General features: G+C 54.6%; 10 protein-coding genes and 1 riboswitch. Of the genes, 2 read left to right on the top strand and 8 right to left on the bottom strand.

Translation table 11 applies throughout. The features are described from left to right. Positions 1-57: 57 nt before the first annotated feature. The 3 genes from MKX63_RS20415 to MKX63_RS20405 form a co-directional block, all read right to left on the bottom strand. Positions 58-372 (bottom strand): DMT family transporter, encoded by a 315-nt coding sequence (locus MKX63_RS20415; protein WP_341019640.1) that lies wholly within the window; start codon positions 370-372, stop codon positions 58-60. A 1-nt stretch (position 373) separates the two neighbouring features. After that, the gene (locus MKX63_RS20410; RefSeq protein WP_341019638.1) at positions 374-733 is read right to left on the bottom strand and encodes a DMT family transporter; all 360 of its coding nucleotides are present in this window, start codon (positions 731-733) and stop codon (positions 374-376) included. Positions 734-792: 59 nt separating this feature from the next. Continuing rightward, a riboswitch (guanidine-I (ykkC/yxkD leader) is annotated at positions 793-904 on the bottom strand. 343 nt (positions 905-1,247) lie between these two features. Further along, entirely contained in the window at positions 1,248-3,527 is a 2,280-nt protein-coding gene (locus MKX63_RS20405; protein WP_341019636.1) for a glycoside hydrolase family 3 C-terminal domain-containing protein, read from the bottom strand. Positions 3,528-3,644: 117 nt separating this feature from the next. Between MKX63_RS20405 and MKX63_RS20400 the strand changes: the two genes are divergently transcribed. Both MKX63_RS20400 and MKX63_RS20395 read left to right on the top strand, forming a co-directional pair. Next, entirely contained in the window at positions 3,645-5,003 is a 1,359-nt protein-coding gene (locus tag MKX63_RS20400) for a helix-turn-helix domain-containing protein (protein ID WP_341019635.1), read from the top strand. A 140-nt stretch (positions 5,004-5,143) separates the two neighbouring features. Then, entirely contained in the window at positions 5,144-5,569 is a 426-nt protein-coding gene (locus MKX63_RS20395; RefSeq protein ID WP_341019634.1) for a hypothetical protein, read from the top strand. 359 nt (positions 5,570-5,928) lie between these two features. Here MKX63_RS20395 and MKX63_RS20390 read toward each other — a convergent pair whose 3' ends face one another. The 5 genes from MKX63_RS20390 to MKX63_RS20370 form a co-directional block, all read right to left on the bottom strand. After that, positions 5,929-7,668 carry a hypothetical protein gene (locus MKX63_RS20390; protein WP_341019633.1) on the bottom strand — a complete coding sequence of 580 codons (1,740 nt, stop codon included), beginning with the start codon at positions 7,666-7,668 and terminating at the stop codon, positions 5,929-5,931. A gap of 53 nt (positions 7,669-7,721) precedes the next feature. Next, positions 7,722-8,624: a sugar phosphate isomerase/epimerase family protein gene (locus tag MKX63_RS20385; RefSeq protein WP_341019631.1), complete on the bottom strand. Its 903-nt coding sequence runs from the start codon at positions 8,622-8,624 to the stop codon at positions 7,722-7,724. A gap of 79 nt (positions 8,625-8,703) precedes the next feature. Next, positions 8,704-9,576 (bottom strand): carbohydrate ABC transporter permease, encoded by an 873-nt coding sequence (locus tag MKX63_RS20380; RefSeq protein WP_341019629.1) that lies wholly within the window; start codon positions 9,574-9,576, stop codon positions 8,704-8,706. A 25-nt stretch (positions 9,577-9,601) separates the two neighbouring features. After that, positions 9,602-10,441: an ABC transporter permease gene (locus tag MKX63_RS20375; protein ID WP_341023153.1), complete on the bottom strand. Its 840-nt coding sequence runs from the start codon at positions 10,439-10,441 to the stop codon at positions 9,602-9,604. 136 nt (positions 10,442-10,577) lie between these two features. After that, entirely contained in the window at positions 10,578-12,191 is a 1,614-nt protein-coding gene (locus tag MKX63_RS20370) for an extracellular solute-binding protein (RefSeq protein ID WP_341019627.1), read from the bottom strand. Positions 12,192-12,349 lie beyond the last annotated feature (158 nt).

Genomic DNA, 12,349 nt, shown 5'->3' with positions numbered 1-12,349 from the left:
ATAATAGCGTCTGCGAAACATCCGGGTAAGTGTGGAGCTTGTAAAGTTTCAGCAGCCTCAGCCAATTAGCTTCAGGCCCGCTACAGCTCCCAGAATCACTACAATACAGGCAATCCGCTTCACATCCCGTGCTTCACCGTAGAATATCATCCCCATGATCGCCGCTCCTGACGCTCCAATTCCTGTCCAGATCGCGTAAGCAATCCCCATGGGCAGACTCTCCATCGCCAGAGACAACAACAGGAAGCTTGCCCCGAAGCCCAGTATCAAAAGGCAGAAGGACTGCCAGTTGCGGTTCTTGTACAGCTTGCCAATCATGGCGACCCCGAACATTTCACATATTCCGGCAGCAATCAGCATCACCCATGCCATCTCAGTTCAGCCCCTTTGCCTGTTCAGGTTCAGCCTGAGCCGGGGTAACCAGCTTCAAGCCGACAACGCCCGCCAGCAGCAGGCCAATCAGCAGCAGCTTCAGCGGCCGCAGCGGTTCACCGAACAGAACTCCACCCGCCAGAACGGTGCCCGCTGTTCCAAGTCCGACGAATACAGCATAGACCGTGCCTACCGGCAGCCTGCCGCTAGCCCAGATGAGGGCGTAGAAGCTGATCAGGATAGCCGCTACCGTTACCGCCCATTCCCATGGAGCGGAGGCATGCTTCAGCCCGATGACCCATATCACTTCAAAGCAGGCAGCGCCTGCAATCATGATCCAGCTCTTAGTGTTCTTCTTCATTTCTCCGTCCTCCTGTTTCATAAAATAAGCCCGGAAGGCTATCGTCATTACCTGACGATACCTCCCGGGCTTTTGTCCCTCCGTGTATACACGGATTCGCTTCATCCGTGTGTTCTCCCTCGGACCAGACCAGCGGTGTGTACCTGCTGCGGAACCCTAGAGAACTATTAACTAAATTATTAACTTACATCCTATGTTAGCAAATCACGCTGCCAAAAGCAACTCTCCAGCCTCCGGAGGTCACGGCTCATGATTAGCCCTTCTTCTGAATCCGCCTCAAGCACAAAGGAGTGCAGCGCAGCACCGTATTCCAGATGCAGTGTCCGGGACTCCTTATAGGGGTTGGCAATCACCAGGGTTAAGCTGCCCGCCGGTGTGCGGAATGCGGTGGCATTGGAGAATATTAATCTGGCATGCCGTTTTCCTAAGCTTAAGGCAGCGGACTGAATATCCCGCTGCCTCTTAATCTTTGTATAGGGAGGACAAACGATATGTCTTCCCGCGGAATATGCTCTTACGCCTGTCCAGCCAGCCTGTTCAGCTCCTGCAGATCCGCCTCCAGATCCGCCTCGGTATACTTGCCCTGGCCGAAGCCGATCATGGCGCGCAGCGGCATATATTTCATCATGGCCAGCAGCATCTCCGGATTGTCGCCAAGCACATCCTCCAGCCCGAACACACTGCTGAAGCTCTTCGCCTTCTCCTCCGTCAGCGGATTGGCGAGCAGATCGCCGACTGTGGTGTTGCGGTGGAAGCGGCCGTGCAGCTTCACGGTGGATTCTACCGCAAGCTCCGTGCTCAGGCGGATATCGCGTGACGAAGCTCCAACAGAAATCTTGAACATCCCGCTCTCTACATGCCAGTCAGCCAGCTTCACATTGTAGTAGGCAAAGGAACGCTTATCCAAAGTGAAGGTTACGACGCCTTCTTCCCCGGGCTGCAGCTCAATCTTGGCGAAGCCCTTCAGCTCCTGCAGCGGACGGATCACACTGCTCTCCACATCGCTGACATAGAGCTGCACAACTTCCTTGCCCGCTATGCTGCCGGTGTTCTTGACCGTGACCGACACCTGAACGGTATCTGTGTCCTGAATCCGGGTCTGATCCAGAAGCAGACCGCTATATTCAAACTGCGTGTAGCTAAGGCCGAAGCCGAAGGGGAACAGCGGCTCTATTTCTTTTTTATCATAATAACGATAGCCTACAAACAAGCCTTCCTTGTACTCCACCGTATCGCCTTCACCGGGGAAGTTCAGGAATGACGGATTGTCGCTCAGCTTCATAGGGAAGGTCTCCGCCAGCTTGCCGCTTGGGCTCACTTCGCCGAAGAGCAGATCCGCAACCGCACCGCCAAAAGCCTGACCGCCAAGGTAGCCTTCAAGCACCGCCTTCGCCCTATGCAGCCAAGGCATCTCAACCGGCGCGCCGTTGCTCAGCACTACAATAATCTCGCTCTGCACCTCAGCCACCGCTTCAATCAACGCCTTATGGCTCGCAGGCAGCAGCAGATGGCTACGGTCATAGCCCTCCGATTCGTAGCGGTCCGGCAGGCCGAGGAACAGCACAGCTGCATCCGCCTTGGCTGCTGTATCGCAGGCTTCGCGCAGCAGATCAGCATTGATGTCATCGCTCTCCAGCTCATAGCCCTGTGCGTACAGGAAGCTGGCTGCATCCCCCGCAACGGCCTGTAATTCAACGAAGGCATCATCCATCCGGGATGGATTCACATGCGAGCTGCCCCCGCCCTGATAGCGCGGCTGCTTGGCGAATTCGCCGATCACGGCAATCTGTCCGCTCTTCGCCAGGGGCAGAATTCCGCCTTCGTTCTTCAGCAGCACCATGCTCTCCCGGGCCACTTCGCGTGCAAGCTGATGATGCTTATCTGCATCGAAGACCGCTTGCGGATTGCGGTTTTCTACACTTTTGAAGATAAAGGCCAGCATCCGCTCTACCGCGAGATCCAGCGTCTCCATAGCCAATTCGCCGCTATTCACAGCCGCTACGATCTTAGCGTCTCCGATTCCAGCGCTTGACGGCATTTCCAGCTCCAGCCCTGCCGCCAGCGCCTTCACCCGCTCATTGACCGCTCCCCAGTCCGACACGACGAAGCCTTCGAAGCCCCAGTCCTCCCGCAGCACCTTGGTCAGCAGCTCATAGCTCTCGGAAGCATACTCCCCGTTCACCTGATTATACGAGCACATGACACTCCACGGCTGGCTCTGCTTCACAGTGCCTTCGAAGCTGGCAAGGTAAATCTCACGCAGCGTCCGCTCGTCAATAACAGCATCTACAGACATGCGGCGGTGCTCCTGATTATTGGCGGCATAATGCTTCAGGGAAGTGCCGACCCCCTGGCTCTGCACCCCCTTCACATGATTCGCAGCCATCTCTGAGGCCAGGAACGGGTCCTCTGAGAAATATTCAAAATTCCGGCCATTCAGCGGAGATCGCTTGATATTATTGCCCGGTCCGAGCAGAACGGCGACATTCCCCACCTGGCATTCCGTTCCCAGCGCCTCGCCTACCCGGAAAATCAGGTCGCGGTCCCAAGAGGAGGCCAGTCCGGCCGCTGAAGGAAAACAGGTTGCCGGCACACTGTTATTCAATCCCAGATGATCTGCGTCGCCCTGCTGCTTGCGGAGCCCGTGGGGTCCGTCTGTTACCATCACTGATGGAATGCCCAGCCGCTCGATACTTTTGGTGTTCCAGAAATCCAGCCCGGAGCAGAGTCCGGCCTTCTCTTCCAGTGTCATTTGTGAAATGAGCTTCCGAATCGCGGTTATGTCCTTTACCATTGTATTGCCTCCTATGAATACGGTTTCTTGACTCCATTCTATACGACTGTACCGGCCATTTATGGTACTTTCTTTCGATCTTTGGTATTCTAAGTATACAAATAAAGGAGGTGGCCCATGGCGAAGCTAAGCGGGAATGACGAAGATCCAGAGTACATCTGTAAGCTGATCTACGAAGCTTACCGGGTGCCGGTCATGTGGATTGATGAAGCGGCTGCGCTCCGTCTTACTATGGCATCGGCTTTAGTGGACCGGCCCTCCGTTCAGGGGACGGGCGGCCTGCCGGTCGAGGTTATGGAGCTTGTCCGGGGATACGGAGTGGCGGCGGCGGGCAGGACGCTCAACGTGAAGACGGACGAGATGTATAGCACGGTTAGTAGCGGAACAGCAACTGAAGGCGGGATGCTTAGCGCAGTGACGGGCAGAACTGCTGCTGCAGACGCTTTACCGTATCTGCACACAACCGGCTTCCTGGAGAGTTTCATTATTCTCCAGCTTCAGGGCAATGGCGGTGCTATCGTCATCGGTCCGGCGCTGAACGCACCTGTTACCGGTGATAACGCAGCCAGCCTGCTGCGCGATCACAACATTCCGCCCGGGCAGCAGGCAAGCTGGCTAGAGTACTACGGCAGCTTGCCTGTGATCAGCCTGACGCGCTGGTATCATGCCGCGCTCCTGCTCTACACGCTTGCCACCGGGCAGGCGTTGTCCGTGACAGAGCTGCTGCTGGCGGCGGGTACGCTGGCAGAACCGCTGCATCCGGCTGACGACAGCCCGGATCTGGACTTATCCTACCGCCGGGAGCATACATGGCTGCACCATGACCCGATGCAGGAACGCGAAATGTTCCGCCATATTACGAACGGGGACAAGGCGGGGCTGCTGCGGACCCATGCTTCTTTTGCCGAAGAGAGCTACGGAAGGCTGTCCCGCAAAAGCCAGCTGCGCAGCAAAAAAAATCTGGCTGTCTCCTCCATCACGCTGGCCACCCGAGCGGCGATTGAAGGCGGGTTGTTCTGGGAGGCTGCCTATACCCTGAGTGACTTCCATATCCAGCACATTGAGGAGCTTCGCGATATTCCGGCGGTGGACAGCGCCATGCTGGCCGCTCTATGCGACTTCGCTGATCAGGTAGAGGGCAGCCGCAGCGCAAGACATTCCCGCATCTCCGACCGGTGCCGGAATTATATATACAATCACCTGTATGAGGAGCTTCCGCTCGGCAGGCTGGCTGAATACGCCGGAATGAGCGCCAGCTACCTGTCCCAGCTGTTCAAAAAAGAAACCGGCACCGCCATCAGCGACTACATCCAGCAGCAGCGGGTCGAAGAAGCCAAGCGGCTGATCCAGCTGCCCGGGATCACGCTATCGGATATCGCCACCCGTCTGCATTTTAACGACCAGAGCTATTTTACCAAAGTATTCAAGAAGTATACCGGCCTCACCCCGAGACAATTCAAGCAGCATTCCAGGTAGGTTCCAGGAGTATGGTATGATTCTCTTATGAGGGCAATCCAACATTTGGTTAAAGGAGAGGTTCTGCATGATGGGAAGCTTACTATTCGCAGGAGCAGTTATCTTCGTTGCGGTGATGTTTATTAATCGCAGTAATCGTAATGCGCGGTACAAAAATTACGGCAATAGAACCCGCTCTCACTCGGGAGATCATTATTTCATCACAGGTACCGGAGCTGATGCCGGCAGCTACGCTGGTGACAGCCGCCACGATGAACAGCGGAACACGGATGGGCATAGCGGGGCCAGCGATCATCAGGGTCATCACCACGGGAATCATTCACAAGATCATTCTCATAACCATGGAGGCAGTCACTGGGATAGCGGTCATCATGACGGCAGCCACGGGGGCTGGGACAGCGGAGGTCACAGCAGCCATGGAGGCGGCGATTCCGGCGGTGGAGATTCTGGCGGCGGCGGTGGCGACTAACATTTACAAATCGAGGAGCCTCCCGGACTGCCAGGAAGCAGCAGACTGGGAGGCTCCTCTGCTGAGTATCATTACGGTGAACGCCTGCTACGTTTAGATTATGTACTCGCTACGATATGCTCGCTACTCCAGTTGGATTTTCTCCACTTGCTCATATAAGAATATCCCCCTCTACAACAACAGTTGGAAAAATTACACTTAAACTAACAAGTACCACCCAAAGATGCCGAAACTAACATAATTAAATTACGTTTTTCCACTTACTTCCCTACACCCACCATAAATAGCTAAATTAAGCTACACTTTTCCACTTGTTTCCTCTCGAACCCGGGGGTACTGCGCTGCTTGTGCCCATTTCCGCTAACCCTCCACACAGCAAAGACACCAGCCTCCGAAGATGTTGGTGTCTGCCCAAGCGAACATGCCATCGCCCACACGCTCCGACCTCCGCCTTCTCTACTGTGCAGGAGAGAGAGTAAGCGTGAAGGTCTTATCGAACGGGGTCACGAGGTTAACCTGCACGGTTTTGTAGTTCTTGAGCGAACCGGGTTCCGGGGCTGTTCTGCCGAGATGTGCCATTTCGCCGCCCGTCAGGTCGATCCAGTCTCCGCCATAGGTGTACCGGAGCAGACCGCCGCTCCATAGGAAGTTGTCCTCGTCCAGCGTCTGCAGCTCACCTGAAGTGAAGTTGCCTTCCCAGCCGAATTTGAAGGACAACTGAGCCAGGACCTGGGCAGGCTCCGCGCAGTGCAGCCGGATCGTCCAGCCCGTCTCTGTACGGTGTACCTCTGTCTCTACAGACAACGTCTGTTCATGGGTCAGCGGACGGCTCTGATGCGGCAAAAGATACCACGGGCTGACCGCCGTTCCCGCTTCCGGCGGGAGCAGTGCCCCCTCAACCGGACCGTAGTAGCCCTTCTTCTGCACGCCCTTCAGTGAATAGCCCTCCGGCAGCCGGGTCATCTCCTGCATCGGCACGAATCCGGGATTGAAGCTGGTATTCAGCTGAACGGCCAGCAGCCTTACAGCGCCGTGGCGCAACGCGAAGAACGATGGCGTCTCCGTGATCAGCGTCACGCTGGTCGTCCCGTCTCTAAGCCGTGCCACAGGCGCCCCGAAGTCGGTATGCAGCCGGCTGTGGTAGATCTTCCCCTGGTGACCCGCCGACTCCATTCTTTGCAGATAGCCATCCCTCAGGAAATCACCGTTAAGGATTTGTTCATACTGCACGGGCAGCTCTGCTGTAACCTCCGGCGGCCGCTGCAGCTCCGGCTCCAGCAGCATCCGTACCAGAGCGTTCACCGAGCAGACGCCCGGATTGGATAAGGAGCGTCCGGCCCACTCCGCCATACCCGCCAGCACGGCATCCTTATCCGAACGGGCAAGAATCGCATAGGGCAGATAATAAGGAGACAGATCATGGAGCACCCCCAGATCCTGCCGCCCGGAATAATCGGTCACGACTTCGCCGGACGGATGCACAAGGTAGACCATCATATGCAGATTCCGGCGCACCGGGTCCAGCAGCTCCGGCTTATCCAGCAGCCGGGCGGCATGAATCAGCATAATATCACTTACGGCACTGTAGATGCCGTTGCTCCGCTCGGTCCATTCCCCGTCCGGTGTAATATCCATTCCTTCCGCCAGCCATTCATCCGCCCGCTGCCGGGCCTCTTCTTCGCCGAACAGCTCATAGAGAAATCCTAGCGCCGCGCACATCACCCAGCGGTGATTCGGAGTATGGACTCCGCCCGTAAGCATAACGGGGAGGGACTGATTAAGGAACAGGAGCATGTTGTCCAGCACCGGCTGAAGCGGCGGCCACTCGTGCTTCGCCAGCAGTTGATATAACTGCGCGTAGCCGACCACAACGAAGGCCGTATCCGGCGGCGAATGATAATTCGTCCAGCCCGGGGAGATAGAGCCGTCCTGATGCTGGAAGCGCAGCACGAACTCCGTGGCCAGCTTCAGCCGCTCCAGCAGCTCCTCATCCCGGTAATACCGGGAATCCGGGTTCACCAGCGCCGCACCCCAATAACACATGTCCGTCGGGGTGCCGGTCGTGTGATTCACCCAGGCAATCCCTGTATGGGGATCAAGGGTTCCTCCATAATACAGGTCGCTCTCATCCAGCACCTGCCGGGGAATTCCCTGTTCTACTGCTTTGTCATTACTATCCACCAGTTGCTTATACATTGCGCTTCCTCCTTGCGGATATCTCGGAACTCTCGAAGCTCCCGCCAATCGGCCTATCCCCTGCGTGCCAGCTTGGCTGTAAGCAGACGGTGACTCTCATGAATCTCTTCCGGCCGGCAGGCAGCCTTCAGCTCATACACCTTGACCTGCGCCCGCTCAATCATCGGCAGATAGGCATCGTAGAAATCCGGATCTCCGCTGTTCACATAAGGGCACCAGTGGTCGGCAAGGCCGATCGTCTCATGAATATGGACACCGACGATATCATCCATCAGCCCTTCCATTTCCGCTATACTGTCATACAGACCCAGACGGTCCATCAGAATAGCGTGGCCTGTGTCATACCAGATGCCGACGGGTGCTCCTTTTAATGCGTTGATAATCGTCTTCGCTTCCGCCAGCGTCGGAATCTGCTGCGGCTTGGAGCGTGTCTCGATGCCGAAGCGGATATCCAGCCCCTTGGAAACCGCGCGGTTACACACCTCATCCAGACTCTCGATAATGGTCTGTACATAGCCGGCACTGTACGCTTCACGCCGCTCCATCAGCTCCGCCCACTTGCTGCGGTAAGCCGCCGAATCCCTGCCCTGTCCCTCGTAGATCTGCTCCAGCTCCCCAGAGATATCATACGGGAACGGCACCTCTCCCGGATGCACTACCACAGCTTCGCCGCCGTAACGCTGAGCGTACTCTGCAGAGCGGACCAGCAGGTCTATCGCCCGCTTCCGTTTCTCCTTATCCTCGAAGCCCAGCAGGACCGAATCCGTTCCATAGTCAGGGTCCGCGACATGGGGGAACGTATTATGAACGCTCGATATACCGATCTCCCCGCGTTCAATCATCGGCTCAATGGTAACCAGCATTTCCTCCGTCACATTATAATTCAGTTCTACCCTGCGGAATCCCAGCTCCCGGATCTCATTAAGCAGTCCATCACCTGTAGTATGACGTCTCATGTTCCAGCATGTTGAGAATGAAAACTCTCCCTTATCCATCTTCTCTGTCTCTCCTCTCACAGTATCGCAGTGTTGTTAGTTAGCCCTTCACAGCTCCTAGCATAACACCACTGACGAAATATTTCTGCAGCCAAGGATAGACGACCAGAATCGGTACCGTGGCAAAGACGACAGTAGCGGCCTTGAGGCTCTCCGGCGGCAGCTTGGTACGGGCCGCCCCCTCCAGGTTCGTCAGCTCAGTGATCATATTGTTCTGAACCATCTGGAAGAGCTTCAGCTGAAGCGGATACAAATCGGGATTATTGATATACATCAGGGAATCCTGGAATCCGTTCCAGCGTCCCACCGCATAGAAGAGCGCGAGTGTAGCCATAACCGGCATAGATAACGGCAGGATGATCTTGAGCAGGGTGCGAAAATGCGAGCTGCCGTCAATCTCTGCTGACTCTTCCAAGCTCGGTGGAATGCTGCGGAAGAAGGAGATCAGGATAATCAGGTTGAACGGGCTGACCAGACCGGGCAGAATCAGCGACCAGACAGAGTCGATCATATGCAGATCACGGATCAGCAGGTACTCAGGAATAATACCGCCGCTGAAGAACATGGTGATGATGATCAGGTACATGAACATCGTGCGTCCCTTCAGCTTGCTTTTGGTCAGCGGGTAAGCGGCTGCAACGGTGAATAGCATACATAATACCGTAGTCGCAACCGTCAGGATAATGGTGAAGATCAGCGAGCGGATCATCGCATTGTCGGTGAAGACCTGCACATACGCCTTCCAGTTCAGCTCAATCGGGAAAATCGTAACTTCCCCGGAAGTAATAGCCCGCGTGGAGCTGAGGGATACCGCAATAACGTGGACAAACGGAGCCAGGCAGAACAGCACGAACAGTGCAATAAAGGTAACGTTAACGATATCGAATATCCGGTTAGAGGTACGTTCACTCATCGTACTCCGCCTCCTTTCTGTATAATCATAGAATGCCGTCGCCGGTCACTTTTTTCGATATATAATTGGAACCAAGGATGAATACCAGTCCAACCACCGCCTGGAACAATCCGACTACAGTCGCCAGTGTATACTGGCCCGACTCCAGACCAATCCGGTAGACGAAGGTACTAAGCACATCGGAGTATTCGCGCACTGCCGTATTCCCGATAATGTAAGGACGATCGAAGCCGATGCTGACCATTTTCCCCAGGTTGAGAATGAGCAGAGTAATGATCGTTGGTTTGATACTGGGCAGTGTAATGTAGATGATCTTCTTCATCCGGGTAGCACCATCCACTTCAGCAGCCTCGAACAGCTCGCGGTTGACACCGGTAAGCGCCGCCAGATACAGGATGGTTCCCCAGCCGGCACTTTGCCAGACACCAGTGAACAGGTAAGTAATCAGCCATGGATTTTTTTCGGTCAAAAATGGAATAGGGTTCAGCCCCATACTCTCCAGCAGGCCGTTCACCATACCGGATTGGTTGCCGAACAATTGATAGACGATCCCCCCGATAATCACCCAGGAAATGAAATGGGGAATGTAGAGAAGGGTCTGTGATATTTTTTTGAACCATACCGACTTCACTTCATACAGCATAATAGCCAGAATAATCGGGGCCGGGAAAGACACTACCAAATCGAGAAAATTCAGCATAAACGTATTGCGCAGACTGCTGTAAAACTCCTTCATGCCAAACACTTCGCGGAATGCATCGAAGCCGATCCACTCACTGCCGTTGATGCCTTGGAACAGGTTGAAATCCTTAAAGGCAATCTGCACCCCGTACATCGGGCCGTAGCGGAAAATCAGGAAATACATAATGGGCAGTGAAAGCAGCGCGTATAGTTGCCAGTACCTTTTGATGTAAGACGCTTTGCTCAAGGTCCTCTCCTCCTATGGAGAAAAAACCGGGCAGAGCAGCATGCCAGCTCCCCCGGTTTTCACTTTTTTTAGTTTATTTGGCTGGAATCTCTGTAAGCGCCTGCTCCAACTCCGCTTTCAGCTTGTCTCCGCCCAGAGACATGTAATCCTTCATTTCCTGTTCAAAAATCGTATCGAATTGATCCGGCTTCGCCATCGCGGTCTTCACGATAATCACGTTGAGCTTGTCGCTGAGCGTAGTGCCGTATTTCGATTCTGATTCAATCGGCTTGCCGAAGACGATAGGACCCACAGTATCTGTGTTGGCAATATCAATAGATTGCTTCAGCGCCTCCTGGTTGTTCGCAGGGAAGCCCATAATCCAGGCTTTCTCATTGGTGGCCTGATCGCCGAGATTCTTACCGTTAGAGATAATCGCGGTGTCCCCGGAAGTGAACAGACGGTCTTGGAATTCCTGAGAAACATCAGCCTTAACTACCGGAATACCATCCACCATAACGTAGTTCTCGCCTTCAACGCCGTTGTAGATGTCAATCAGATTGTTGCCGGTTGCCATCCAGTCAAGGTATTTCACAGCTTCCACTGCACGCTTGCTGCTCTTAGGAATCATGATGTACATACCGTTCGAGGCATAGCGGGATTTGATATACTTATTGTCCACCTTGGCATTGGTGAGGACATCTACCGGCTGCAGCTTGCTGCCCGGTACATTCTTATAGAGATTTTCCAGCGTACCGTCGGCATAGAACAGACTGTCCACATCCTCGGAGAAGAAGCCTACGTTGCCGTTCTGAATGTCCTTGGACACCTGGGCTTTGTCTTCATCCAGACTGAAGTCCTTGCTGACCAGACCTTCATTGTAGAGCTTGTTGAGGAACTGTGCCGCATCCTTGAAGCCCTCATGCAGCGGCAGCTCGTAGCGCTGGCTGTAAGTTAGGTCGCCGCTGATCGGCTTGATGAAGGAGTAGATCAGCGTCTCCAGCTGAGCGGAGCCGAGGGACATGCCCATCGGAATCGTTTTGCTGCCAAGACCGCCCGGGTCCTTGTCTTTAAACGCTTTCAAAGTTGTGTACAGCTCATCGGTGTTCTTCGGTACCGGCAGCCCCAGCTTATCCAGCCAGTCCTGGCGGATGTATGAAGTGTAGCGTCCTGTAATCGCCCGTTTACCCGGAATCGCGAATTGCTTACCGTCGAGCTGGCCGAAGGCCATCGTCTCGTCACCAATGAATTTCTTCAGCGTCTGGCCGTGCTCCTCAAGCAGGGAACCCACATCGGTCAGCCCGCCTTGCTGGGCGTAACGGTAGAAGACACTGGAATCATAAGTGAAGACAATATCCGGCACATCCGTATTGCTGGCCATCAGTACGTTCAGCTTGGTCACTTCCTCTGAACGCTGCACCGGAACAAATTCTACATTGATATTATTCGGATCACCGAAATTTTTCTGAATCATCTGAGACATGAAGTTATTGGTAATGGTGTATTGCTTCGGCGTTTTACCGCGGTCGAAGATCTCTACCTTCAAGGTTACGCGTTCTGCGCTCTTCCCGGGTGCGTCTGTACCTCCGGCTGCCGAATTCGATTTACCGTCTGAGGAACAGCCTGCAAGCAGAGTAGCTCCCATTACTGCGGTCAAGCCGATGCCGATTGCCTTCTTCAGAACTGTTTGGTTTACGTTCACTGTCATTGTTCCATCTCCCTCGCCTTAGCAGGCTATAATGGTGACTTCATGATACCCCCGAGCTTCACTGTGCCCGTACTCTTAGCATTGTCCCGTTCAAGCCTGTATTACCCTCAGCGTTCAAGGCTGCTTGTTGTTCCGGGATGACCACAGTATTCCATAAC

The organism is Paenibacillus sp. FSL R7-0179, from assembly GCF_038002265.1.
Classification (GTDB): Bacteria; Bacillota; Bacilli; order Paenibacillales; family Paenibacillaceae; genus Paenibacillus_AQ.
The sequence above is the reverse complement of the archived record's forward strand: the minus strand, read 5'-3'. Positions and strand labels throughout refer to the sequence as shown.

Excerpts from the sequence above, each read along its gene's own strand:
- MKX63_RS20415 (WP_341019640.1), bottom strand. The coding sequence starts at position 372 with ATGGCATGGGTGATGCTGATTGCTGCCGGAATATGTGAAATGTTCGGG.
- MKX63_RS20410 (WP_341019638.1), bottom strand. The coding sequence starts at position 733 with ATGAAGAAGAACACTAAGAGCTGGATCATGATTGCAGGCGCTGCCTGC.
- MKX63_RS20405 (WP_341019636.1), bottom strand. The coding sequence starts at position 3,527 with ATGGTAAAGGACATAACCGCGATTCGGAAGCTCATTTCACAAATGACA.
- MKX63_RS20400 (WP_341019635.1), top strand. The coding sequence starts at position 3,645 with ATGGCGAAGCTAAGCGGGAATGACGAAGATCCAGAGTACATCTGTAAG.
- MKX63_RS20395 (WP_341019634.1), top strand. The coding sequence starts at position 5,144 with ATGCGCGGTACAAAAATTACGGCAATAGAACCCGCTCTCACTCGGGAG.
- MKX63_RS20390 (WP_341019633.1), bottom strand. The coding sequence starts at position 7,668 with ATGTATAAGCAACTGGTGGATAGTAATGACAAAGCAGTAGAACAGGGA.
- MKX63_RS20385 (WP_341019631.1), bottom strand. The coding sequence starts at position 8,624 with ATGAGACGTCATACTACAGGTGATGGACTGCTTAATGAGATCCGGGAG.
- MKX63_RS20380 (WP_341019629.1), bottom strand. The coding sequence starts at position 9,576 with ATGAGTGAACGTACCTCTAACCGGATATTCGATATCGTTAACGTTACC.
- MKX63_RS20375 (WP_341023153.1), bottom strand. The coding sequence starts at position 10,441 with ATGTATTTCCTGATTTTCCGCTACGGCCCGATGTACGGGGTGCAGATT.
- MKX63_RS20370 (WP_341019627.1), bottom strand. The coding sequence starts at position 12,191 with ATGACAGTGAACGTAAACCAAACAGTTCTGAAGAAGGCAATCGGCATC.